This window comes from Fulvivirga sp., assembly GCF_040218215.1.
Classification (GTDB): domain Bacteria; phylum Bacteroidota; class Bacteroidia; order Cytophagales; family Cyclobacteriaceae; genus Fulvivirga.
Genome location: NZ_JAVJQL010000021.1, coordinates 1 through 26,423 on the forward strand (window position 1 = coordinate 1; position 26,423 = coordinate 26,423).

Annotated in this window: 20 protein-coding genes; 10 read left to right on the forward strand and 10 right to left on the reverse strand. The window is 37.9% G+C overall.

Going from position 1 to position 26,423, the window contains the following annotated elements; translation table 11 throughout:
• Positions 1-196: 196 nt before the first annotated feature.
• Positions 197-1,081 carry an energy transducer TonB gene (locus tag RIB54_RS15015; RefSeq protein WP_350101655.1) on the reverse strand — a complete coding sequence of 295 codons (885 nt, stop codon included), beginning with the start codon at positions 1,079-1,081 and terminating at the stop codon, positions 197-199.
• 137 nt (positions 1,082-1,218) lie between these two features.
• Here RIB54_RS15015 and RIB54_RS15020 point away from each other — a divergent pair, with 137 nt between their 5' ends.
• The 4 genes from RIB54_RS15020 (at position 1,219) to RIB54_RS15035 (ending at position 5,543) form a co-directional block, all read left to right on the forward strand.
• Positions 1,219-1,794, forward strand: coding sequence for a TetR/AcrR family transcriptional regulator (locus tag RIB54_RS15020; RefSeq protein WP_350101656.1), 576 nt, complete (start codon positions 1,219-1,221; stop codon positions 1,792-1,794).
• Positions 1,795-1,917: 123 nt separating this feature from the next.
• Entirely contained in the window at positions 1,918-2,688 is a 771-nt protein-coding gene (locus RIB54_RS15025; RefSeq protein WP_350101657.1) for an SDR family NAD(P)-dependent oxidoreductase, read from the forward strand.
• A gap of 155 nt (positions 2,689-2,843) precedes the next feature.
• Positions 2,844-3,863 (forward strand): helix-turn-helix domain-containing protein, encoded by a 1,020-nt coding sequence (locus RIB54_RS15030; protein ID WP_350101658.1) that lies wholly within the window; start codon positions 2,844-2,846, stop codon positions 3,861-3,863.
• 108 nt (positions 3,864-3,971) lie between these two features.
• A complete protein-coding gene (locus tag RIB54_RS15035; RefSeq protein WP_350101660.1) occupies positions 3,972-5,543 on the forward strand; it encodes a PQQ-dependent sugar dehydrogenase in 1,572 nt (523 codons plus the stop codon).
• A 425-nt stretch (positions 5,544-5,968) separates the two neighbouring features.
• Here RIB54_RS15035 and RIB54_RS15040 read toward each other — a convergent pair whose 3' ends face one another.
• From RIB54_RS15040 to RIB54_RS15075, 8 genes are all read right to left on the reverse strand, one after another.
• Positions 5,969-7,288, reverse strand: coding sequence for a zinc metalloprotease (locus RIB54_RS15040; RefSeq protein WP_350101661.1), 1,320 nt, complete (start codon positions 7,286-7,288; stop codon positions 5,969-5,971).
• A 37-nt stretch (positions 7,289-7,325) separates the two neighbouring features.
• A complete protein-coding gene (locus RIB54_RS15045) occupies positions 7,326-8,525 on the reverse strand; it encodes a serine hydrolase domain-containing protein (RefSeq protein WP_350101662.1) in 1,200 nt (399 codons plus the stop codon).
• Between the two features lie 6 nt (positions 8,526-8,531).
• Entirely contained in the window at positions 8,532-9,719 is a 1,188-nt protein-coding gene (locus RIB54_RS15050; RefSeq protein ID WP_350101663.1) for a serine hydrolase domain-containing protein, read from the reverse strand.
• A gap of 1 nt (position 9,720) precedes the next feature.
• Positions 9,721-10,320: a hypothetical protein gene (locus tag RIB54_RS15055; RefSeq protein ID WP_350101664.1), complete on the reverse strand. Its 600-nt coding sequence runs from the start codon at positions 10,318-10,320 to the stop codon at positions 9,721-9,723.
• A 106-nt stretch (positions 10,321-10,426) separates the two neighbouring features.
• The gene (locus RIB54_RS15060; protein ID WP_350101665.1) at positions 10,427-11,251 is read right to left on the reverse strand and encodes a LytTR family transcriptional regulator DNA-binding domain-containing protein; all 825 of its coding nucleotides are present in this window, start codon (positions 11,249-11,251) and stop codon (positions 10,427-10,429) included.
• Positions 11,252-11,408: 157 nt separating this feature from the next.
• Positions 11,409-11,867, reverse strand: coding sequence for a hypothetical protein (locus tag RIB54_RS15065; RefSeq protein ID WP_350101666.1), 459 nt, complete (start codon positions 11,865-11,867; stop codon positions 11,409-11,411).
• 152 nt (positions 11,868-12,019) lie between these two features.
• Entirely contained in the window at positions 12,020-12,490 is a 471-nt protein-coding gene (locus RIB54_RS15070) for a hypothetical protein (RefSeq protein ID WP_350101667.1), read from the reverse strand.
• Positions 12,491-12,543: 53 nt separating this feature from the next.
• A complete protein-coding gene (locus RIB54_RS15075) occupies positions 12,544-13,893 on the reverse strand; it encodes a sensor histidine kinase (protein ID WP_350101668.1) in 1,350 nt (449 codons plus the stop codon).
• A gap of 210 nt (positions 13,894-14,103) precedes the next feature.
• On the opposite strand from RIB54_RS15075, the gene RIB54_RS15080 reads away from it, so the two are divergent.
• The 3 genes from RIB54_RS15080 to RIB54_RS15090 all read left to right on the forward strand — a co-directional run bounded on the left by RIB54_RS15080 (position 14,104) and on the right by RIB54_RS15090 (position 17,339).
• Positions 14,104-15,741 carry an ankyrin repeat domain-containing protein gene (locus tag RIB54_RS15080; RefSeq protein WP_350101669.1) on the forward strand — a complete coding sequence of 546 codons (1,638 nt, stop codon included), beginning with the start codon at positions 14,104-14,106 and terminating at the stop codon, positions 15,739-15,741.
• 344 nt (positions 15,742-16,085) lie between these two features.
• Entirely contained in the window at positions 16,086-16,811 is a 726-nt protein-coding gene (locus RIB54_RS15085) for a helix-turn-helix domain-containing protein (protein ID WP_350101670.1), read from the forward strand.
• A gap of 144 nt (positions 16,812-16,955) precedes the next feature.
• Entirely contained in the window at positions 16,956-17,339 is a 384-nt protein-coding gene (locus RIB54_RS15090) for a DoxX family protein (RefSeq protein WP_350101671.1), read from the forward strand.
• A 205-nt stretch (positions 17,340-17,544) separates the two neighbouring features.
• Here the strand turns inward: RIB54_RS15090 and RIB54_RS15095 are convergent, their stop codons facing one another.
• On the reverse strand, positions 17,545-18,915 hold the full coding sequence (locus RIB54_RS15095) for a sigma-54-dependent transcriptional regulator (protein WP_350101672.1): 1,371 nt from the start codon (positions 18,913-18,915) through the stop codon (positions 17,545-17,547).
• Positions 18,916-19,081: 166 nt separating this feature from the next.
• Here RIB54_RS15095 and RIB54_RS15100 point away from each other — a divergent pair, with 166 nt between their 5' ends.
• The 3 genes from RIB54_RS15100 (at position 19,082) to RIB54_RS15110 (ending at position 26,418) form a co-directional block, all read left to right on the forward strand.
• Positions 19,082-21,496: an ABC transporter permease gene (locus tag RIB54_RS15100; RefSeq protein WP_350101673.1), complete on the forward strand. Its 2,415-nt coding sequence runs from the start codon at positions 19,082-19,084 to the stop codon at positions 21,494-21,496.
• Between the two features lie 2 nt (positions 21,497-21,498).
• Positions 21,499-23,892 (forward strand): ABC transporter permease, encoded by a 2,394-nt coding sequence (locus RIB54_RS15105; RefSeq protein ID WP_350101674.1) that lies wholly within the window; start codon positions 21,499-21,501, stop codon positions 23,890-23,892.
• Between the two features lie 135 nt (positions 23,893-24,027).
• Positions 24,028-26,418 carry an ABC transporter permease gene (locus RIB54_RS15110; RefSeq protein WP_350101675.1) on the forward strand — a complete coding sequence of 797 codons (2,391 nt, stop codon included), beginning with the start codon at positions 24,028-24,030 and terminating at the stop codon, positions 26,416-26,418.
• The last annotated feature ends 5 nt before the right edge of the window (positions 26,419-26,423 follow it).

A 26,423-nucleotide genomic window follows, 5' to 3' on the forward strand; every position in this document is an offset into this window, starting at 1 on the left:
ACACAACTGGGGTTTGACAGTACAACAATTAGCCATTAAATTTGGAGAACGATTGCCGCTCGATTTGATCAGCTAGCCCTTTGGTGGGGCGCTGATCATTGAGCTAGGACATCACCAGACAGAGTTTAGATTACACTACCGGCACGAACCGATTGCTTGGTTTGTGAAGACGCAAACCAGGGCTTAGGCACTTTTTTTAAAAATTAAAAGGAACTGTTAATGATGAACGAACAGGTTGTCCATCATCAATTTGTGCAGGAATAAATTTTGGAAGTAATTTAATAACGCGAAGGGCTTCTATTTCTTGAGCTTCAGCATTTGGAATTGTTTTAACAATCTTTACACTTTCAATACCTCCGTCTTTTCCAATAATTGCATTTAGCAGCATTCTTCCTTTCTTAAACTTTTTAGGCGCTTTATAGTTGGATTTGATGTGTTCGAAAATTTTAGAATAAGTACAAGATTGGATTTCTTTTTCAGTATTAAGCTCTTCACAGCCATATGCCATGAAGTTCTTTTGATTTAACTCCTTATTTGGAACTATAAATGAATAGGGTGTTCCATTTACATTTAATCCTATTAGGCCTACTCCTTGTTTGTAATATAGGTTATAAATTGTCCCCTTTTGTTCAGAATTTTCCGTTTTTACCTCTAATAAATTTCTGAATTCGCAAAATGGTGTTGAATAATTACTTGTAAGACTGACAATCTCATAAGACCATAACCCATCACTGCTATTCCATTTAGTTCCTACTTCAATCCTAGAAGGCAGTTCCATTGATTCAATGCCTTTTTCTTTATTGTAATTATAAACGGCTCCATTTTCTTCTCGCCAATAACTTTCTTTTGTTTTTCCGCTTTGATATGTCTCTCGTTCAATTAGATAGTATTTGCTATCAAATTCAATACTATCACCGTTAATTACAGAGACTTTATTATCATTTCCTGCAGTGTGTTTTAGCTCAGATCCAATCTCAATTGGCCAATAAAGCCCTTCCGCTTTTTCAAAGCAGTTATTTTCTTGTCCGTAAGACTGTCCAATTAAGATTAATAAAATGGATAGTAAAGCTTTATATTTCATTTAGTAGTTATTAATCCACCAAAATATAAAAACTTGCTGTGTAAAACCAATGGAGATTAAGAAGTGTATTAGGAAATCTCAAATGACCACAATATTCCAAAATAAAACCTATTTTTGTTTGAAACGTTTGTTTCAGTATGCCAAAGTCTGTTTTATTCGATAGAGAAGAAACCATCAGAAAAGTAACTGATCTCTTTTGGGAGAAGGGTTATAATGGTACGTCTATGCAAGACTTGGTTGATGTTACGGGTCTTAACAGGTCCAGCATCTACAACTCTTATGGCGACAAGTTTCAGCTTTTTAAAGAAGCACTTTGCCATTATCAAAGAATGCAAAACAATATGCTCCAGACCGTACAGGAAAAAGGCAGGACGCCAAAAGGTGCTATCAAGCTTTTGTTTGATGGTGTTTGGTCAGAAATGTCGAATGGCCCTGTAAAAGGCTGCTTTTTATCTAACTGCGCTACCGAACTGAGTAATACTGAGCCTCGGATTCATGAGTTTTTAGCTGACAATCAAAAGGTGGTTGTAAAGAGTTTTGAAAAGCTGATCATGAAGGCGCAAGAGGCAGGCGAAATAGATCAATCCAAGGATGCCAATATTCTCGCACAATACCTTTTTTCTTCGCTTCAAGGTCTTCGCGTTACCGCAATGGTTGATAATAATAAAAGCCATATCAAAGGAATTGCCGAGCAAGTGCTATCCTCGCTTTAATTTTAACTTACTGATTATTAGTGTTTTGAAAATTATTTTCAGATAAATCTATTTTATTTGAAACAATCGTTTCAATATACCCGTTATCTGAACCAAACGTTTCAAATAAAAATTAATCAACACATGGGAAAATTAGAAAACCAGCCTGGCCGTCTGGCAGGCAAGGTAGCATTAATCACTGGAGGTAATAGTGGTATAGGATTAGCCACTGCAAAGTTATTTGCCGCAGAAGGTGCGAAAGTTATAATTACAGGACGAAGACTTGATGCATTGGAAGATGCTGTTAAAGAGATAGGTCATGATGCCAAATTCGTATTGGCGGATGCCGCTAAATATGATTCTGCCAAGAAATCTGTTGATGCGGCTGTTTCTTTATATGGAAACATCGATATCCTCTTCTTAAATGCTGGTATCGCATTTTTCTCTCCGGTATCTGAGATCTCTGAAGAGCATTTTGATGAGCACTTTAACATCAATGTTAAAAATCCGTTTTTCACCATCAAGGAGGCCATTCCTTACTTAAATGAGGGTGGTGTAATCATTAGTAATACTTCTATTGTTCACCAAAAGGGATTTCCAGGTTCTGGCGTGTATTCTTCTACAAAAGGTGCATTGCGTACTTTGACCAGAATCTTGGCGAATGAATTGGCTGCTAAAAATATTAGAACTGTGAGCGTGGCTCCTGGCCCGATTGAAACACCTATTTATGGTAAAATGCCTATGACAGCAGAAGAGTTAGAAGGAATGGGAACCAGTTTTGCTCAGCAAGTGCCACTTGGTCGTTTTGGAACTTCCGAAGAAGTAGCTAAAACCGTTTTATTCTTGGCTTCTGGAGATGCTTCTTTCATTAATGGAGTAGAAGTATCTGTAGATGGTGGCTTAAGCCAGGTGTAATGCAGGTAAATTAAGAGTCACATTAGTGACCATATATCATAGATGACGAAACCCCTAATGATTATATTAATCGTTAGGGGTTTTTGGTATTGTCACAGCAATTATATTCAAAGTGTGTTTCCCTATCTTTACCAGATCATTCTTAAAGCATCAAGATGCCATTACTTTTTCTTCTCTGCAGCTTAGGTGTAATTAACGGACTGTTAATTGGAGTTTTTCTAATTTTTCGTAATCCAAATAAGATAGTTAATGCATATCTAGGAGGCCTGTTGCTATCATTGAGTTTACGGATTGGCAAGTCGGTGTTTTACTATTTTGATAATAATGTAGACCTACTTATTCTTCAAATAGGACTTTCCGCCTGCGCATTCATAGGGCCGTTTTTCTATCTATATACAAAAGCCCTTTACCGTCAATATCGAAAAATTAATACAGCGGATTTTGTACTGTTAATGATTCTTCTCACATCTGTTTTAATAGTTGGTATAATCTACCCTTACCGAACGAACCCCGATGTATGGAATGGATTTATTATTTATGTCATATATGCTGTTTGGGCAATATTTACATTGTTTGGGTTGTATTATTCTATCAAGATGCTCAAGTCAGTGTTGCTCAGGCCCGCTGCTATGAGCAAATCAGAGCAACATTTGGCCATTGTCACTATTGCAGTGCTCTTTATTAATCTAACCTACCAAATGGCCTTGTACGGTTTTTTTACCTACCTGTGGGGAGCACTTATTTTTTCATTCACATTATATTTCCTTCTAGGTAGGATATTGCTATCCAGCAAATTCTTTTCATTTAAATCTGCAGATCAGCCCCTTGAAAATGCTTCAAAAATATTGGAGGAACTTAATACTTTGATGGACTCACAAAAGCCATATACTAATCAGAAACTTAAACTTGATGATCTGGCCTCACTGGCTGGCCTTAATAGGCACACTTTGTCGAGGTTGCTTAATGAAGAATATAAGTATGGATTCGCTCAATACATTAAGGAGTTTAGAGTGAAAGAAGCCAAACAACTGATACAAACCAGAAATGAATTATCACTTGAAGGTATTGGTTTTGAGGCAGGTTTTAGCTCCAAATCATCATTCTTTGAGACCTTTAAAAAGATTACCAACGCTACACCTTCAGAGTTCAAAAAAGCCAGTCAAGTGAGCGTATAAGAGCCTATTTACTCCAGAATGATAATTCTGGACTTCTTAGCTGCGGTAATTTTAATTTATTGCTAGTTCTGACCGTAACCTTGGACAAACAATAAATTAAAAACTCCAATGAAAATTAAAGTATTCGTATTTCTGATGATCATCTGTATCAGTCAGAGTTTTGCTCAAACAGATCAGGAGCAGATCACTAAGGTTCTCAACCAATTTATAATTGGCACCCAGTATAACTATCCGGATTCCATAGCGCAGACATTCTATCCGGGTACCAGAATGTTTCTTTACAATGGCACTGACTCAGCTTTCCATATGACCTCCGAACATTATGCGTCATTATATGGCCGCAAAGCACCAGGCACACTCAATAACCGGCCATCAAAAATTATAGGTATTGAAATAGTAAAGGATGTAGCTTATGCCAAGCTTGAGGTAGATATTCCTAGCTATGGTAATAGGTACCATGATCTGCTGTTGCTTAAGAAAATACTAGGTTACTGGAAAATAGTGGGCAAGGTTACTTCAGCCGAACCAATTCCCAAGAAAGCGGAAGACTTCAAAACCAATCCATCAAAGGAAGTGATTTTAGAGGGTCTCAATAAACCCTGGAGCATGGCCTTTCTTTCCGAAGATGAAGTTCTTATTGCCGAAAAGGATGGTGACATCCTTCGGGTAAATCTTAAAACAAAAGAAAGAGTGGCTATTGCAGGACTGCCTAAAGATGTAGCACGAGCTGTATTCATTGACACAACCAGATTTGACAAGGGTATTTTCCCCAAAAGTCTGCATGGTCAAACCCAAAGTTTTAATGCAGGCTGGTTTCAAATTTTGCTGGATCCGGACTTTGGACAGAATAAATACGTCTATATTTCTTATGCTGCAGAGGATAAAACCCGAGCCAGTACTACTAAAGTCATCCGTGGAAAACTTAATGGAAATCAACTTGAGGAAGTAGAGACACTATTTGTAGCAGAACCTTATGTACATGGCCTTTTTCACTATGGAGGAGGGATGATTTTTGGCAAAGATGGCAAGCTTTATATCACAATAGGCGAGCGTAACTTTTTTGAATACATGAATCCTGAAATACCTGTAGCTCAGGATTTAAAAGACAAGCGTGGTAAGGTAATCAGGCTCAACGGAGATGGTAGTGTTCCCGGAGACAATCCGGATTTTGGACCAGATGCAATAAAAGGACTTTATGCCCTTGGTATTCGTGCGGCACAAGGATTAACCGTGCACCCTGAAACAGGTGATATCTGGTTTAGTGAGCATGGTACGGTTCAAGGAGATGAGCTGAATATTATGAAGGCCAGTGCAAATTATGGATGGCCTAATGTGACGACAGGGAAATACAGAACAGATTATCAACCAAAGAGTATTTCAGGAGCAGTTTTCACTGACCCCATTTATGCTTGGGATAAGACCGTAGCACCAACAGGATTGACCTTTTATTCAGGTCCGGAATTTCCACTCTGGAATGGTAATTTGATTGTACCCGGCTTGAACAAAGGAAGTTTGTTGAGGATGGTTGTAGAGGGAGATCAAATTGTTAGCTCTGAAGAGTTATTTATAAATGACAGGGTTAGGTTAAGAAAGGCAGTGGTATCGCCCAGAGGCCAACTTTATCTGCTTACTGATGAAGAAAATGGAAAGCTAATTCGGGTGTTTAACGCACAGGACTAATAGCAAGTATTGAGGTGCATTTCAAATTGTCGCTTAAATATTTGTCCACTTTTTTGTTGCAAGTCCATCTTGCATTCAAATAAGCCTCACCCCTCAAAAAGCTGAGCTTGCGCACAGTTTGAATGCCCTCTCCAACTTGGAGAGGGAGCATTTATGGAGCCAACACGATAGCCGAAGATGGGTGAGGCTTCTGCGAAACATAGGCTTTTACTGCAAAAATCCCGGTTACCATCCCGGTTAAGACAGTTTAAACCAAACTGTCTATAGGCAAATGAGTTAGTGGTCTATTAAAGTATCCATTATGGCCACAAGGATACGATAATTTGAAATGCACCCAAGTATTGTCATATAAGACATTTTAAATAAAGGATAACCCCTAACGATTGTGATAGTCGTTAGGGGTTTTTACTTGCTATTTGTAAAACTTATTTTCTAATTAGTTTGATGTAGTCCATATTTCCCTCACTCTTTATTACTCTTAAGAAGAGTATTTTACTGTCATTTTTTGGAGGATTTAGGAGTAGCGTATTGGGGCTTGTAGACACGGGTATTTCTTCACCTAAGAACAGACCAGAAATGTCATAATACTGCACTTTTAAATTTGTAAAAACATCTGTACTTGGCCATTTTAAATATAAAACATCACTAAATGGATTGGGATAAACATTAAACCGAGCCTTTGTTAAATCAGGAATACCAACAGTTTCGTCAGGTGGGTAAAGCGCCTTAGAAGTTAAAAGTGATTTTCTTCTCGGACTATTTTCTAGAACCGTTCGCATTCTGTATATCTGATCATTGGTAAAAATGTTCATACACTCATCATTAGTATAGTCCATGTAATTTTCAATCATGGCTTTTTCTCCATCGCATGATAATTTATCAGTAGGACACCCGTGGGTAACGCTTGAAGTTTTTGGGGTGTCATCACAGTAATCATCAATACCGCAATTTCCCTCAAACCCTTGATCTCCCCATATGTGAAAAAGGCCTAAAAAATGCCCCATCTCATGAGTTCCTGTTCTACCCAGATTATAGTTTGTATTAACAGATACTTCACCAAAGTGTACAGTGTTAATTGCTATGCCATCAATATCTTTTACCGGAATACCATGTAAAGAATCGATTCCTGGTATTAAGAATTCTGCTTCTTCCTCAAGTCCTTGCAGGTCGCTAATTGGAAATTTTGCTTCCCCTAACCCTGTATCCTGAATTCCCGGGAATGCCCAAATATTCAAATATTGGTAAGGATCCCAAAAGCTGTAATAAGCACTAAGACCTACCATAGTTCCCCCAAATGGAGGTGGATCAAATTCAGTGCGGTCAACCCTTACAATTCCGGTAGTGGCTTTTCCGTCAGGTGCGGATTTAGCGAGTACAAATTCAATTCCCGCATCTCCACCATCAGGGTGAATATTAAAACCTCGGGTTCCAATCTTTCTGCGAAAGTCTTCATTGATCACCCTTAACTGTGACAGAATTTGATCATCTGGAATATTAAAACCTTCACCTATAGGCTCTCCATGATGTATTATATGTACAACCACCGGTATTTGATACACCTCGTTCTCGAGTCTACTATTTGTTGATTTGAAAGGTGGCTTTTCTAACCAGTTTTCAAATGAGTTAGAAGGTTCAGATCGAATAATGCTGCATCTGTCATCTTTAATAATTGCTTGGCCAAAAATGTTGTTGGATGAAATTATTAGAACAAAAATGATTGCTAGCCTTTTATTAAAGCTGTTCATTGTTGACAAATGTAAATTGAAGAATGTTTTTTCTCGCTTAGTTTAGTCTATTTCTCTTTGCCGCCTTCAATAGCTTCTTCATCATCTCCTGATAAAATATCTTGTGGGCTATAAAATCATTGGTTAGGGTATTTGAGAAGATTACAGCTCCAATTTTTTTCTTAGGATCAAAGGAAACAACTGTGGCCACCCCAGGATCAACACCTGTGTGAGAAGGAAGCCTTGGCATTAATAGGTAATAGATCCAATTATCAAACTCATTATAATTCCATGCCAGCGCTTGGTATTCGTCAGTTTCACAAAATTGGATTGCCAAAAACTCTTCAATGGTCGTTTCCTTTATTATTCTTTTGCCATTATAGGTGCCTTTATTAAGAATGAGGCTAATGAAGTTTGAATAATCGCTCACATTGGTTCTGAGTTGCCCATCTGGGTAGTCAGGGTAGCCATAGTGCTTTAGCGTTTTATAGCTCACTGTTTTAGACTCATTGTGAATCAGTTCATGTGGCTTAGAAATATTGCTATCGGGTATGTCTTTAAGAAACCAGTAGGATGAATTCATTTCCAAAGGCTTGAATATCTTTTCTTCTATATATTCATTGAACGGCATGCCGGATATGTGTTCAACAAGATAACCTAATAATGCATAGCCTGCATTGCAGTATGATTTTTCTGTAGATGACTTGCTATTTAAAAAATTGCCTGTTTTAATATAGTATTTCCCACCTTCAGTAAAATAATTTTTCACAAAAAATTCAAGGCTGATAGGGCTATCTCCACCGGATTCATGGGTGTATAATGAATTCATTAATTCCGTATTGTCTTTGAAGGAAGACATGTGCGCCATCAGCATTCTCGGTGTGACTACTGCTTTTGGAAAATAAGGATTTGTAATGTTAAAGGGTAGATAGGTATTAATATCCCCATCTAAATTCAAAAGGCCATCCTCATAAAGTTTTAATACTCCCAATGCTGTTATTGGTTTTGAAGATGACGCTATCATAAAAAGTGTGCTATCATTAACCAATAGTTTTGATTCATAGTCTTGATAGCCATAACTACCAACCCATTTAGTATTTCCTTCACTTACAAAAGTCATTTGCAAACCAGCCAGGTTGGCCTTCTTCATTTTCTTTTGAAAGTACCTGTCAAGCTTTTTGCTATTCTGTGCTGATACATTCACAAAATTTGTCAGACTTAAAATGATAACGAATAATGTTCTTAATATCTTTCTCATCTGTACTTATTGGTCTAATACTGCTTTATAAATCTTTTCCATTGCCTCTTTTGACTGTGTGAATTCATCCACCTTACCATAATTACCATTGACAGCCCAGCTAATGGTTACACCCTGCTGCGGGAAGTAGGCCATGCTCGCGAAATATCCAATAGCATCACCACTATGCATATAGGCGGTGCCAAAATCAGTTTCAATTCGGAAAATTCCCATTCCGTAAAATGTTTCGAAACCATCACCATAGCCACCTTTTGGAGCCATCCAGGTCATCATTTCGTTAAGAGATTCTTCTGAAAGAATATCACCCTGAAATAGGTGTGTCATAAATTTATTAAGATCATAGGCATTTGAAATGAGACCACCATCAGCGGTGTAGTAGTCCCAGCCACTGTAGTAAGTAGCATTGATCAGGTTGAGGTTGCTGTACAAATCCACATATCCTCGAACTATCCCCTCGGGGACAGGATCTGTTGCTGCAAATTGCGTAAAAGTAAGGTCGTATGGGATGAAAATCTTTTCTTCAAAAACTTCATAGAATGGTTTCCCTGTCACTTTTTCAACGATCATACCCAAGAGTACATAGCCCGTATTTGAGTAAAGCACATCGGTGCCAGGCTCAAAATAGGCATCCTTACCTCTGGCATGTTCCAATAGCTCGTGAGGGCTCCATGACTTAGTGAGGTCATTTAGCGATGCGGTTTGAAATTTAAGACTTTGTATGTAGTTGTAAATCCCGCTGGAATGCAAAAGCAATTGTTTGATCGTTGATTGGTTGGCATTTGCCAGTCCTTTTATTTGATCATCATTGAGGTACTTGGTAATAGGATCATCCAAATTCAACCTGCCTTCTTCCTGAAGTAGTAGAATAGTCACAGCCGTAAAGGTTTTTACTGTGCTGCCCACCCTGGTGATATTACATGGACTCAAATGGATCCCGGAAGCCAGATCGGCAAATCCTTGAGCACCTGACCAATACCCATTGATATTATCATGTACACTTAGCATCATGCCTGGTACACCTGAGCCAACAATATCATTAATAAGGTTATTGAATTCTTCATCATGAGGGTGGTTTTGATTGGTTCCTATGTCACTACACGTGTAATATGCCTCAGGAAAAGTTTCATCTTTCTCGCAACTGATAGTGATGGCCAAGATTAAAATAGCCAAGATTATTTTTACAATTATTTTCATCTTACTTAGCTTTTAAAGGGTAGAATTTAGTTCCCAAATGCACATTGGTGTGAGACATCAGTGGTATAAATCCAGGTGAGTATGGGTACTCTATCCATGATTGGTACAAAAAGAAAATCTCGGTCGATTGTGGGTCATTCTTGTGAAGGTCATAACCCACACCAATTGTCAATGAGGGCATAATGCGAGCATTGCCCTGATCTCCTTTGCTTTCATAACCTTTTCCATTGAATTGAAACTCTTGTTGAGTGGCAAAGGTGTGGAGGTAGCCGAGGCCTAGTTTGGTTTTGATGTTTATACCTGCACCCGTTTTATAATCAACTCCAAGTTCTGCATTAGCAAATAGCCCTTGAAACAGCTTTTTATGAAACATATAGCCAATGCTCACAGTTGGGTAGATTCTAAAATGATTCTTCATTTTCCCTTCAAACTCTGTCCCAATTTGCGCACCTGGATGCATTGGAGTATTTAGAAATGTAGTAAAAGGGATTGTTGTTGATTCGTTAAAAACCGATACAGTGACCGGTTGCTGAGCATAGATATTTGAACTCAGCAATAATAAAAATACAGCTACATAGAGCTGTAATGAGAAGTGCTTCATTGTTGTTTATTTTGATTTCTGCAAATAAACGGGTGCTGGATAGCTGAGGCTGATAAATAGAATCAATTAAAACTGAAAAGGACAAAGAGCCTGCTGAAGCGGACGACTAATTTTGATTGAGCCAGGATAGTAACTTGGTAGACTTGGTTTTAGCAACAAATTGGAGTTCCGACAATGGAGGGTTAAGGGTTATCTCTAACCTTCTTGTTTCGGTTTGTTTACACTTTATGATGCTCTTTCTTTTTGCTATTACCTGCCTGTTAAGCTGAAAGAATGCCGAAGGTGATATCTTCTCCATAATTTGTTCCAGCGAATAATCGTAGATGTGTTTTTTCCCTTCCGTTGTCATGAGAAAGGTAATCTTATCCTGAATAATGAAATAGGCCACATCTGCAATGGAGATGTTTTTAGTAACACTGCCGTATTTAACAATAAAATTCTCCAAATAATGCGTAATCTGTGTAGCTTCATCTACATTTTTTAAAGCCATTAAGTGGGCTCTATTGTATAAAAACAAATAGCAAAGGTTAATGAGTAAGGACAGTACTGCAATCATGGGCAGGTCCAAATAGAAGATAGGGCTATCTGACAGTTTAATATCAATAAGGAATAAATACACCATTTCAATACCTGTAATAACTACTACCGGAAGAATGAAGCCAAATATTAACTGATGGGTCAATCTTGGCTTTAAGTTGGTATACCAATCAAACTTTGCATCGAGTCTTGCAAAGAGAATCTTCCAATAGAACCCGGCACCATAGGTGCAAACAACTGCTAAAAGTAGGTCAGTGTAGTAGCTAGGTACAGTCAATAAATGTGAGAGGCTGTTGTCGTTGCCAACGTGGCAGACAAAAATGACAAATAGAGGATAGACGAAAATGAATATCCATCGGTCATTAATCTTAATGTCTGCTTTTTGAAGTTCCACAGCACAATAATAGGAACTTTTATAAAATGGTGGATTACAGCGGCAGGAACCCTATGGTTTTAATACCAATGACGGAGATAAACCTCTAAGGCTTGAATGGTTTATGAATTATAAATTCAGTGAAAATGATTCAGAATTACAAACGCTGAAGAACCAACTAGCCAATTTCCAAATCCAGCTGTTTGCCATTTTCCTTGGCTTCTTTGTCTTTTTGAGTTCCTATGGCTATGCCAATGCCAATTCCAATAGGTAAGCCTGCACCCATAAAAGCCATGTTTCCCAAGCTTGCGCCAAATGCGCTCCCAAATGCCACACCCAAAGCCACACCAACGGCCAGATAAGTGTTTCGGTAATGGTTTATAGTCACTAACTTTAGTTCCTTCTCTATTAATTTTAGAATTTTTGTCAGAGACTTCTTGAGCTGCATTCTCAGTTCTTTTTCTACGTCTGGTGCGGCATTAACTTCATCAATGTATTCATTAATAGCAGTTATTATTTCATCAGGAATTTCATGCTTTTTCAATTCACTTAAAAGTGTTTCAAACTGAATAAACCTGCTTTTCAATTTTGTGTTTTGATCAATACTTGGCCTTTTGTTTAATGCTTTAATCTCCATGGGTCTTGCGATGTTGGTCGTTAAAACTAGCTAATTCATTTCAAAAATACTGATTGAGGTAGTTAATGGTCTTGTGAAGGTTTAAGGTGTTTTAAATCAGGATGAATGAGACCAAAGACAGTCTTAACGGGACGCTAAGCTAGGGTAGCTGACTAAACCAACTCATATAAAGTATCTAGCGCAGCTCCAGCACCCATGTTAAATCCAAAGAATGTCAGAAAATACATGAACGCAATTCCACCAAGCGGCCACATCAAACCCTTGAGAGTATTGATCCCCGAAATCCCAAATATTGCCCATAGAATACAAAACGTTAATATGAAAATATAACTAAATATGGGGAGTTTAATTGTTAATAGTACCCTCGACCTACCATCTGCCTTGATTATGCGGCCTTTTAAAGTAGGGTTGAAGTTATTTCTGTAATTCAGCCGTTTTCTAATTTTGAAATCACCAGTTTCGCTATTTATAACTCCAGCCAATTTGCCTTTATTTTTCCTCTTTGAATTATCTGATGATTGAAAGCCTGAAATTTGATTTTTGATATTAGCAATTAATTCTTCCTTAGTGATATCGCTTTCAATTTCATATTTACCGTATGGGATGTAAAATACTTTGGCCATTTTCTAAAGTATGTAAATAAAATAGTAGAACAAATGTTAGTCATTTAACATTACTACTTAAAAACCAAATAAAAACTAGTTCCTTTACCCACTTCTGACTTTACTTTTATCTGTCCGCCATGCAAATGCATAATTTGTTTTGAAAGGCTTAATCCTATACCAGATCCGTTCTTTTTGGTAGAGAAGAACGGCACAAAGATCTCTCGCAGTTCTTTTTCTCCAATCCCTTGCCCATTGTCTTTTACTTCTATAATTGTTCTCTTTCCTTCATTATAGGCATTTAGTTCTATACTCGGCTGTTCAACACCCTCAACAGCATGCGTACTGTTTTTTATGAGGTTGATAAGCACCTGCTCTACCAATGCAGCATCCAATAGTATGGAATCAACCTCTTTAATATCAACATTAAATAGAATGCCTGCCTTGTCCATTTCACCTTTAAGCAGGCTTTGAATGGAATCAAAGAAATGATCAATGGCCACAGACTCCAACCTGGGTTTAGCCACCTTCGTCAGCTTCCTGTAATCATCGATAAAACTGAGCATGCCATCGCTTCTTCTGTGAATGGTTTTTAGCGAAAACCTCAAATCCTCAATGGTCTCATCATCCAGTTCAGCGGCCTTTTTGGTTTTACCTTCAGCACCGAGCATAGATTCCATGGTCTCTGTCAAAGAGGAAATGGGCGTTACCGAGTTCATTATTTCATGCGTCAAAATTCTGATAAGTTTGTGCCATGCTTCAATTTCCTTTTGCTCAATCTCGCCCCGGATATCCTGAAAGGTGATGAGCTTATAAGACTTATTAAGCATTTTCATGGAATTGACATCCACCGATAAGGTAAAGGGGTCATCATTGGTTTGTAGCTCTATCAGTTTCCTACCCTGGTCGCCAATCGACTCAATATCAGCGGTAAACCGCGGGCTTTTCTCTTTCAGGATGTTCCAGTTGTTGATGCCTTCAACGCCCAGGGTCTTTTCAGCAGGCCTGTTCATCAGCACAATGTTCTCATCATCTTCAATAGATATAATGCCAATATTGATATTGCTCACTACTAACCTGAGATAGTGAAATTGCGCCTCTTTCTCAATTTTAGAATTCTCAATGGTTTGAATGATGCCGTCCATGGCATCATGCAGATCTTCAAATGATCTTCCGATTTTTGACCCTTTAAAGTTGATAGAAAAGTCGTTATGCTTGATGGAAAGCAGAAACTTGGCCAGCTCCCTGTTGGTATAATTGATGAACCTCACCAACTCATAAATCTGGATGATGAGGATTATGAAAAGGATAATCTGGTTAAAGAAAAGCCTGTCATCACCAAAAATGATAGACAGTGCCAAAAGGTTGAGAATGATGAACCCAATCCTGACCAGAAGTTTGAAACTAAATTTTTTATATAACACAGTCCTTCAGTTGCGATGGTAAACAAATCTAGTGATATGAGTAGTAAATTCTAGTGCTTCGTTCAATATCCGGAAATGGTATGTAGTTATTGAGCTTAATACAGTTTATAGATTTTCTAAGGGATGAGTAAAGCGTAAATATTAATTAGTACTTACTTGTAGGGCTAATTTCTGTAGATATTGAACAGATACCGGGGCTACTTTTATAGCATGAAGAATTTATTAACCCTGGCATTTTTACTTGGTAGTATTAGTGCATTTAGTAATGATGAACTTGACAAAGCCTTCAAATCTGATAATCTTGACCAATTCCTGACACTTACAGAAAACAAGCTCACCATCGATCACCTGACACAATCAATAGGTTCAGGTGCTACCTCCATTTTTAGCTACTTGTTAGACCGCAAAGTTGATATTGATGAGTATGATCTGGAAGGAAATACTCCACTTTTAGCAGCATCAGGTGCCAATAACAACAAGTTTGTGGAGGCACTTTTGAAAGCTGGTGCCAATCCTAACCTGACAGGAAAATCTGGCCTGGAAGCTACACCTCTTATGTATGCTGCCGCATTTAATAATGTTGAAATGATAAAATTGCTGATAGCCAAAGGTGCTGCTGTCAATCAGTTGGATGTTAATAAAGACCATGCTTTAAATTGGGCAACATACTATGGTCACTTACAAGCCATGGAATTCTTGATTAAAAATGGTGCTGATTTAGAACTTAGCAGTAAGCACGGCAAGGCTGTAGATGTTGGCTTCAGGCTGTGGCATGCTGATTCGGTAGCGGCAGTATTTAGAAAACATATGGATCTTGATGAGTTGGATAAAAAATCTGAAGCTTTAATTAGAGCCATAAGAGACAACAATGCGGAAGAGGTTTCAAAACTTATCAAAAAATCTGCAAACGTAGATGCTAAGGATGAGTTGGGTACACCAGCTATCAATTTTGCTGTAGAAAATGGTAATGCTGAGATCATCTCACAATTAATAAAAGCAGGGGCAGATGTAAATGCACTAAACCGTGTAGGACAAGCACCTATTACCTGGGCCGCAAGGTTTGGTAAAGTTGATGTAGTTAAATTATTGTTGGCTAATAACGCAGATCCTAATACCACTGGAGAAAAGTATAGGTTAACACCACTCATTGGTGCGGCAGTAAATGGTGATGTGGCAATAGCCAAACTTTTGCTAGTCGAGGGAGCTGATGTAAATGTTGCCGATTCGGTGAATGGAGCTGGACCCTTCCATTGGGCACTGTTTTACAGACACTCAGATTTTGCAAAACTCATGATTGAGAACGGTGCTCAATTTGACCAACCGATGCTTGGTGGGGAATATACAGGCAAGTCCTTGGCCGAGGCGTATAACAACATACCTGTGCTAAAAGCTATAGAAAATGTGGAAAACGCAGAAAATCCATTGTTCGGAAGTTGGAAAATGCATGAAATCAAATATGTATATACCGATACTACCTACACGGCCAAAATGGAATACCCCGGCAGATTAATTGTGGCTAACAACAAATATTCAATCATGTATAACCCTTATGGAAGCAATCGTAAAAGTGCAGCTACACTTTCAAAGCTTACAGAAGAGGAGATGGTATATGCCTTTAAAACGGTGGTTTTCAATAGCGGGTCCTATGAGATATCGGATAGTGTATTTACAACCACAGCAGACATAGCGAAAGTTGCTGGTTTTGAAAGTGGTAAACAGTATTATAAGATAGAGTTTAAAGAGGATGAATTGTATTTAACAATGTTTGATGAGACCTACCCCGATGGAAAGAAACCAGAGTGGTATGGTAAGTTGAAAATTCTATTTAAATTGAAAAGAGAGTGGTAATAAATAAAAATTGAGGTTTGACTGTCTTACGTTTTGTTTTATTGGTGTACGCTTTCATTGGGCTATTTGTAGCCGGTGGAGTTTTTTTTAGAAAAAATAAAACCTCAAGCGTTACACTGACCATTTTCATTCTGCTTTTATCGTTAGAGATTATTTATTTTCTGTACTCTACCAGTTGGCTTTTCGTACAATATCAAATTTCATTAGGTGGTTATTACTTTATTTCAGGCTTTTTGTTTGGACCTGTACTTTGGTTTCATTGTCGCTCATTAGTTGAAGAAAATAGTGCGTTTACCGCAAAAGATTTGCTGCATTTGATTCCTATGGTATTAATTCTGATTTACATGTGGGATATACTGTTAATGCCACATATACAACGGCAGGTTTATATACAAGACCATTTCATTGATAGAATAATGCCCATAAATTACTTGAGGGCCTCTCATCAGCTCATTTATGGAGTTGTTTTGTTAATATTTAATTATCGAAATAGGTATTCTCTAACAAGTAATGAGAAGGTGTATTTACTTCTTATTTGCACTATATATTTTGTCAGTACAGTACTCATCTCCTGGTTAACAATGTTTGCCGATAACTGGAGACAGTTTATCTACTTCTATTTCCTTGTGGATACCCTGGTTTTTATAATCGCTTATTTGCTCTATTCTGATAGTAATTTTCTAAAAACACTTTCAAAAAAATACTTAAACTCCAGCCTGAGTAAAAACGATATGAATAGGATAATCTCTAAAATTGACATTGCCTTTTCAAAAGACGAGCTCTTCTTAAATAGAGATTTAAACCTTTCAAAGTTTGCAGAGATAATAGACGAAAAACCACATAATATTTCTCAAACGATGTCTGAAGTGGTACAAAGAAATTTTAATGATCATTTAAATTTCTTCAGGGTAAAACATGCTAAAAAATTGCTACTAGACTCAAAGTTTGATCACTACAAAATTGAGTCTATCGGTATGGAAGCAGGCTTTAACAATAAGGTCACTTTTAACAAGGCATTTCTAAAATACACTGAGGTCACGCCATCTGTATATAAAAAGTCCAATACATAGTTAACAGATGATAATGTAAATTATCCGCAATGAAGGTACGCAGGGCGGATTTTTTGTGTTGTTTGCGTTAGTTAAATAGCCGTTCGGCACATTTTTGTATCTCATAGTTTTGTCGTTCGTATGACTGTTAGGTAAACTCAAAACATGTCATATAAAGGGAAGTTACTTTTTAAGTGGGCACTGATTATTGCTATCGGGGTTCAATTCGTTGCGATGGCCTATGCTAAACTGGCGGGTGAGATGTGTGATGTCTTTCTTTCCAATGGACTGTCTTTAGAGTTTATGTTTTTCGTGGGTTTTATGGAGGTTTTGGCAACCATTGGACTATTAACTGCAAAGTTTAGAATCAAATGTGCGATAGTCCTATCCTGCATCATGATAGGCGCCATTTATGTGAACTTGCAATCTCATGACGTTATGCAAATATTGGTTGATGTGGCCAATATAGGCTTTTTGGCTATAGTGTTATGGCTTGAAAAGGAAAAGCAGATGATTGCCGAAGACATGATGCAGCCATCAAAGTATTAACCTGATTTCGATTAATAATTGGTGGAAAGTACATCTAGATCGTCATTGCGGAAATTTTCTTCATTCCTTTTTTCAAAATGAAGAAAATTGTCCGTAATCTCATATAAATATTATCGAGATACAGGATAAATAAAGGTTTTTAAAATGTAAACCTTTAATTTTCCGGCATGACGTCCGTTTTTATGAATCGAGTTCAGGTTATTAATCACACCAACCCGTATTTGTTTAACCTTCGGTAAAGAGCCGTTCTGGTCAGCCCTAGTTGCTTGGCGGTAGCCGTTGCATTCCCTTTATTGGCTTCCAGGGTTTCTATAATAAATGTTTTCTCCATGTCCTCCAGCGTTTTTGGTTCATGGATTTTGACCTTGTTAATCGGTTGATTTACGAACAATTCAGGACTATCAATGGTATTGGATTCTGACAAAATAACTGCCCTCTCTGTGGCATGCTGCAGCTCTCTGATATTGCCTGGCCAGTCATAGTTCTTGAGTGCTGAATAAATCTCTTTATCGATCTTCATATTGGCCTTTCCATATTTCTTGCTATAAATGCCAAAGAAGTGCTCAATGAGTAGAGGGATATCCTCAGGTCGCTCGTTCAATGCTGGTATTTTAATTTCCACAGTATTGATCCGATACAAAAGATCCTGTCTGAATGTGTTTTCAGCTACCATCTCTGTCAATGGCATATTGGTAGCGCAAATCAGCCTGAAGTTGACATTGATTTCTTTAGATGAACCAACGCGCTGAATTTTCTTACTCTGTAGCACAGTTAAAAGCTTGGCCTGAAGCGGAAGTGATAGGTTGCCTATTTCATCAAGGAAAATGGTGCCGCCATCGGCCAATTCGAATCTGCCTACTTTGTCTGTTTTAGCATCCGTAAATGCACCCTTCACATGACCGAAAAGCTCACTTTCAAAAAGTGATTCAGTCAGCGCACCAAGGTCAACGTTGATAAAAGTACTGTCTTTTCTGTTCGACTGGTTGTGGATAGCTCGTGCGACTAACTCTTTTCCGGTTCCATTCTCACCCAGAATCAGGATGTCGGCATCTGTAACTGCCACTTTTGAGATCAATGATTTAATCTGCTTGACTCCATCAGATTCGCCTATGAAATTACTAAACTTAGTATTGGTATCACTGTTGATGGCAGATTGCGTTGCCTTGAGCTTCGTCACTTCTTTTTTGGATTTTCTCAGCTCCAAAGCAGATAATATAGTGGCGAGCAATTTTTGATTTTTCCAGGGTTTAAGTACAAAATCACTTGCTCCTTCTTTCATAGCTTTCACAGCCAGATCAACTTCACCATACGCGGTTATCAATATAACTATGGCTTCATTATCCTTATTGATGATGTGCCTTAGCCACTTAAATCCCTCCTGACCATCATTAACTCCTTTGCTGAAGTTCATGTCCAGCAGGATGACGTCATAATTTTTCATCTCGAAGTAGCCATCAATTTTAGACGGATCTTCTTCAATGTCTACAGACGAAAACTCTTGTTTCAAAAACATCCTTGCTGTTTCCAGAACATCACGGTCATCATCAATGATCAATATGTTGGCCTCTGTTTTCATTTCTGAAGCCTAAGTTATTACATTGTATCGAAAACATTACACTATACTGTATCGAATTCGATACAGTTTGGTAATATGTAGTCGCTAAAAAGTGTGCTGAGTGCTTGTTTAGTAAGATTGGTGGCCATGGCACCTCATTTGAGTAAGAGAAATCAAACCTTGAGCTATGTTTAAGAATTATATAAAAGTTACTTTCCGAAATATCATTAAAAGTAAATGGTATTCATTGATCAATGTTATCGGACTAACTATTGGTATCACAGGGAGCTTGTTGATTTATCTTCATATAACCACAGAGCTCAGCTTTGATGATTTTCATTCTGATAATGTCTATCGTGTTACAAGGTCATCTGACACTTCTTCGGGTTTAGACTTTGAGGCTAATGTTCCTTACCCAATTATTAAATCATTAAATACTGACTTTCCTCAGATAGAGAAGGCAACACTTTACAATCTGGACCAGGAACCTGTTTTAAATATTGATGGTGAGAAATTTAAACTGGAGAATTCAATTTTTGCAGACAGTAATTTCTTCGATGTTTTTGATTTTAAGGTGATCTCAGGAAATGTAAAAAGTGCGCTTGGTCAGCCCAATAACTTGCTTTTATCTAAAAAGACGGCTGAACTATATTTTGGTGAGGGTGACCCTATTGGTAAAAAGGTCAAATACAATCAGCTGGAGTTAGAAGTTGCAGGTGTATTTGCAGACGTTCCAAGAAACTCCAGCATCCAGTTTGATGTAATTGTGTCGTATCCAACTTTTAGTTCTGACTATTTAGGAGGCTTGGATATAACTTCCTGGAACATGAGTGCCGAGGGATATGCGTTTGTTAAATTAAATGCAAACGCATCTCAGTTGGACGCAGAAGAACAGTTTCGGGTGTCTATGAAAAAATATTACTCTGAGGAGAGTTATAACAGAAGGCACTTTCACCTTCAGCCGGCAAGTGACATTCACTTTGATGCCAAGTGGAATAATAATGCAGTCAATTCCACGTCATTAATTGCCCTTGGGGTGATAGGGGCATTCCTGATTTTTATTGGCTGCGTTAATTTTATTAACTTATCCACCGCACTGGCGGTCAAAAAATCTAAGGAAATAGGCATTAGAAAAACACTGGGAGCCAGTAAAAAACAGCTGGTAGGGCAGTTTCTTGGTGAGACCTTCCTGATCACCTTTGTTTCAGCCATATTGTCCATAGGCATTACAGAAAGAGTTATCCCAATTTTTAATAACAGTTTCAGTAAAAGCCTGGAGTTCAATATTTTTCAGAATGTAAATATTTTACTTTTCGTTTTACTACTGGTGGTTGTAGTTACCCTAATTGCAGGTATCTATCCGGCTCTTATTTTGTCCGGCTACAACCCTATCAAAGCCCTTAAGACTAATATTCATTCGCAAAGTACGGGTTCTTTATTTTTGAGAAAGGGGCTTATAATATTTCAATTTCTTATCTCTCAGATATTAATCATTTGCACTATTGTTATATCCAGTCAGATGGATTTCTTTACCAACAAGTCATTGGGCTTTGATAAAGAGGCTATTCTTAATATCGCAATGCCAGACAGTGATGCTGATAAGCTGGACAGGTTTAGGGAGCAATTGATAGTGGGTACAGGTATCAAAAATGCCAGTTTCTCGCTAGGTGAGCCTATGTCTACCAATACCTTTGAAACCAATTATCGATTAACGGAAGACCAAAGCGAGTTGCATAATCGTGTGATCATAAAAGTTGGAGACCTTCACTATAAAGATACTTATGGGTTGACATTATTGTATGGTAGGTGGTTTACCGAAGCAGATGAAAAGGCCGCTGAACAATTGTTTGAAACAAGACAGGAAGAAGGACAACTAACATATATTGTTAATGAAGAAGGAGCAAGAACCTTAGGCTTTGCAAACCCTGAAGATATTGTAGGAAAGTACATTACAACAGGAGTTGGGGACATATCAGCCGAAGTGATTGGTGTGGTTAAAGATTTTCACCTTACTTCTTTACATGAAAAAATAGATCCGGCAGTACTGGTTCACTTTCCACAGTTTTATTACAACACAGGTGTCAAAATTTCAATGGAAAACAGCAGGGAAGCCATTGCCCATATTGAAGAAAGCTTCAATAATGTTTATCCTGAAAGCATGTTTGAGTACACCTTTATTGATGATAGCATTCAGGAGTTCTATACTAATGAGTCGCAAACTTTTGATCTGCTTAAACTCTTCAGTGGCCTTTCCATTTTTATCTCGTGCCTTGGCTTACTGGGTATGATCTCATTCATAGTAGCACAGCGTACCAAAGAAGTTGGTGTTAGAAAGGTGCTTGGTGCAGGTGTTATGAGTATTGTATTGCTTTTCACTAAGGACTTTATGGCTTTGGTATTGGTGGCCTTTGCAATAGCAAGCCCTATAGCATGGTATGTAATGGACAGCTGGTTGGGCAATTTCGCTTATCAGATAAGTATGCAACTATGGTTCTTTGCCTTGGCAATGTTGATTTCTGTAATTATCACATTCATAACGATTGGCTTTCAGTCTTTTCAGTCGGCAATATCAAATCCGGTTGACAGTTTAAGAGACGAATAATTATGATACTGAAAAACTTAGCACTTATAATCAGAAGGTTTCAAAAGAACTTAACCTACACCATGTTCAATGTGGTGGGTTTGGCTGTTGGTTTTTCAGTAGTTATTTACATAAGTCTTTATATAAACCATGAACTTACTTATGATCAATTTATTCCTTCTCACAACTCGGTTTTCAGATTAAGCCAAAGAAGTTATGCCTTAACGTCACCTTCTCATCTAGGCTATTTATCTGAAAATATGGATGAGATAGAGGCAGAAACTTTATTACTCAATAGCGGTAATTTTTTAATTGGCTTAAATGGAGAAAGACAGGTTGAGCCTAAAGGGTATTATGTTACAGCTGGTTTTTTTGATGTCTTTAATTACCCAATAGTTAAAGGTTCTTACGATAATTTTTCTGAGCTGCCAAATGCTATGGTCATTACTGAAACCATGGAAAAGAGGATGTTTGATGAGGAATCTGCTTTGAACAAAGAAATTATAATTTATCAAGGCGATGAAGAAAATGTCTTTAAGATTATAGCTGTATTAGAAGATATTCCTTCGAATACTCATCTGAAATTCAATATGGTAATGCACATGCCCAGCGCCATTTTAGCTAATGGCAAAGATAATTGGGGTTATACTATTTATCATGGCTATGTGAAAACTGATGAAAGCTTCACCTCAGGTCAATTTCAAACCAAAGTTGATAGAATTTTTGCAAAACGAGCTTTGGATAATGATTGGTATCCTGGTAAAACAACTGTGAAGGAAATTTTAACTCAAACAAAATTTGAAACACCATTGACGCTTCGTGTTGATGATATCCACTTAAAATCTAATATTAATTTCGATTTGCAGCCAGGAGGAGATAGTAATAACCTTTGGATTTTTGGTATGGCAGCAGTATTCATATTGCTTTTGGCTATAACCAACTTTATTAACCTGGCCACTGCCCAATCGGCTAAGAAAGCCAAAGAAGTAGGAGTTAGAAAAACACTTGGTTCATCTAGAATTAAATTAGTAGGTCAGTTCTTGACCGAATCGGTCATTCTATGCTTGGTAGCGGCCTTATTAGCTTTAGGAATGGTTGAATTATTTATTCCATTCATGAAATTGTTTTTGAATTTCGACATTTCATTTAGCATTATTTCTAACCCGCTTAACCTTATTATTTTGTTAATGCTGGCACTATTCACAGGTGCTTTGGGAGGCCTTTATCCGGCCATATATCTTACTTCCTTCAAGCCAGCTGTAGTACTAAAAGGGAAGATGAGTTCTGGAACGAAGGGTTCATGGTTGAGGAATTCTTTAGTTGTTTTCCAGTTTACCATCTCTCTCACCTTAGGAATTTTTGTTTACGGTGTTCAAGATCAGCTGAATTACGGTCTTCAGAAAGACCCAGGATTTGTGCGAGAGAATCTTATTGTTATTGATAACTCTCTTGATCAATTGGGACAAAATGCTGCAAAATTTAAAAATGATTTATCCGCTGACTCCAGATTTGTTTCCTCTGGCTACTTCAATTTTGATCTAATTGGAATGAGCAGCACTTTTATTGCACCAGAAAAAAATACAATCGATGAAAATCGATTTAGAGTCTATTACCAATGGGCTGATTCTAGTTACCTCAACACGTTAGGAGTTGATTTGATAGAAGGAAGAAATTTCAATGAAATGACTTTGAGTGATACTTCAGTTATCATATTGAATGAGACAGCTGTTAGAGCATTGGGTTTTGAGAAACCTATTGGTAAGCGGATCCAATTCGGAGGTTCACCAGGCAATTTTGAGATAGTGGGTGTTGTAAAAGATTTTCATCATCAGTCTTTCAGAAAGCAAGTTCCACCCACTGCTTTTGTATATTCAAAATACACTGAAAATGCTTTAGCAGTTAGACTTTCTGCTGGAGATGTTTCAGCAAAGTTGTTAGCGCTTGAGAGTATTTGGAAGGAGAATACTTTACAACCCTTCGATTACAGTTTTGTTGATGCTGATTTCGGCCGTTTGTTTGAAGAGGAGCAGCGATTAAGCAAAATTGTAGCTGCCTTCACGTTTCTGGCTTTTTTTGTAGCCTGTCTTGGAATTCTGGGTTTAGCCGGATATCTGGCAGAACGAAAAACCAAGGAAATAGGCATTAGAAAGGTGCTGGGAGCTACTGTTGAACAAATTGTAACGCTGTTTTCACAGCAATTTATTCGATTAGTATTTATAGCTATGCTTATAGCTGTACCTCTATCTTATTATGCGTCTTCTGCCTGGTTAAACTCATATGTTTATAAAGTAAATATTGATCCTTTAGGCTTTGTTATCATTTGTTTGTCAGGTTTAGCAATTGTTGTTGTAGCTGTGAGTTACCATGCAATAAAATCAGGATCAGCTAATCCAGTAAATGCCTTAAAGGAAGAATGATTTTAAATAATTGACGTGAAACATAAGGCACTAGAAACTATACTAAGAACTCGAGAAATGATGAACAATATACTGAATACTAAAATCTCAATACTATGTACTTCCTACTCAATACTAACTACTAATTACTAAAAAATGATAAGAAACTACCTAATAACAGCACTAAGAAGCCTCTTTAGAAATAAGGTCAATACGACAATTAACATTGTTGGTCTTTCTATGGGTATATCATGCGCCATTGTTCTGTTTTTGCTCGCCAACTATGCTGGCAGCTACAACAAATTTGAGGCTAACTATGATCACATTTATAGGTTCATTAACAGTTCCCCTGGTCAGGGAGGTGAGATGGACTATACACCTGGTGTGCCTGTGCCTTTTCGTGATGCGGTTCGTGAAGACTTTCCAGAATTTGAACATGTCATTTTAACGAGAGATCACTATGGTGAAACAATTTTTACGATCAATCCTTCCTCTGAAACGCCCATCTATAATGAGCTGCAGGACAAAAGGATAGTCTTTACTGAGAATGATTATTTCAAGATGTTCACAGTCAACTGGCTTGAAGGAAATAGGGATAAGGCACTGGATAACCAAAATGGTATTGTTTTATCAGAAAAGATTGCCAGCATTTTCTTTCCCGATGGAAATGCTCTAGGGCAAGAATTGGTGTTTAATAAAATATATAATCTGGAAGTGACTGGCATTGTTGGCAATCCGCCTAGTAATACCGATATGCCCTTCGATATTTTTATTTCATTGGGCGTGTTTAGCGATGAACTTAAGGAAGCCCGATGGAACAGTGTAAGCAGCAATGATCAGTGCTATGTAATGCTGGCCGATTCAGACAACGCTGCCAACTATAAAGGCAGGATAGCTGACTTTGTAGGTAAGCATTTTGAAAAAGAAGATGAAGAGGTCTACGAGCTTCAGCCCATGAGTGAACTTCATTTTAGTGAAAACCATGCAAATTATTCTTACAACTCGGTGAGTAAAAATCAGATTCTGGTGATGATACTAATCGGTGTATTCCTAATGCTTACTGCCTGCATCAATTTTGTTAATCTTTCTACTGCTATTGCTATCAAAAGATCGAAAGAAGTGGGAGTGCGCAAAGTAATGGGAAGTACGCGCTATCAGTTGGTTCTTCAGTTCCTTGCTGAGTCTTTCGGATTGATATTACTGTCTGTGGTGTTAGCCTTGGGCCTCGCTGAGTTATTAATCATTTATATCAATCCATTTTTAGATGTCGTGCTTGATATTCAATTGTTTGACCCAAAGTTTATAGCATTATTGCTTGGTGGTGTTCTTCTCATTACAGTTTTAGCTGGTTTTTACCCGGCATTGGTACTATCAGGTTTTCGGCCAGCTTTGGCGCTCAAGGGACAAATCACCAGCCAAAATAGTGGGGGAATGAACCTGCGAAAGGGCCTCGTGGTATTCCAGTTCTTTATTTCCCAGGTGTTCATTATTGGCACTATCGTTACACTTACGCAGCTCGACTACATGCGCCAGGCAGACCTTGGTTTTGATACTGAAGCTATTGTTAGTATTCGAATTCCTGAAAAGGATGCAACTAAGATGAAAACGCTGTCCACCGAAGTAAGCCGGTTGGCTGGTGTTGAAAATTTCTCACTTTCATTTAGTGCACCAAGTTCGGGATCGGTGTCAGTAAGTAACTTCAACCTTGAAGAAGAGGGGGAAGATTTTTACACATCCATGAAATTTATTGATAAGAACTATATCGATTTGTATGGTATGGACCTTTTGGCGGGAAGATCGATTAGTGAATCAGATACGCTGAAAGAGGTTGTGGTGAATGAGAAACTCCTAAGATACATCAATCATGAAGGCCCATATGAGAGCGCTATAGGGAAGCAAGTCCGCATTTGGGGAAGGTGGGTTCCGATAGTAGGTGTTGTTAAGGATTTTAATTCAACCTCCCTTCATGATGATATAATGACTGTGGCTATGTTCAGTGATATTTCTTCGTATCGCATGGCATCTATAAAGGTCAATTTAAGTGCATTTCAAGAAACCAATCAAGAAATCAAAAAACTATGGAAAGCTCAATATCCAGAGTACGAGTACGACTATGATTTTTATGATGACAGGTTGCAAGAATTTTACGAGGGAGAGGAGAAAATGGCAACTATTTTTAGCTTTTTCTCTTCCATTGCCATTATAGTTGGCTGTATGGGTTTGTTTGGGCTGTCATCATTTATGATCAATCAAAGGACAAAAGAGATAGGCGTAAGAAAAACGTTGGGAGCCACCGTATCAAGTATTGTAGGTATGTTTTCACTATCATTCTTCAAGTTAATAGGAATTGCCTTTGTCTTTGCAGCTCCATTGGCCTATTTCGGAATGAATGAGTGGCTTCAAGGCTTTCAATATCGCATAGACCTCAATCCAATGCTCTTTGCACTGGGACTGTTGGGAACCATCATTGTGGCTGCAGTTACGGTGAGCTATAAGTCGGTAAAAGCTGCTTCTGCTAACCCAGTTGACAGCTTAAGGGACGAATAAATGAA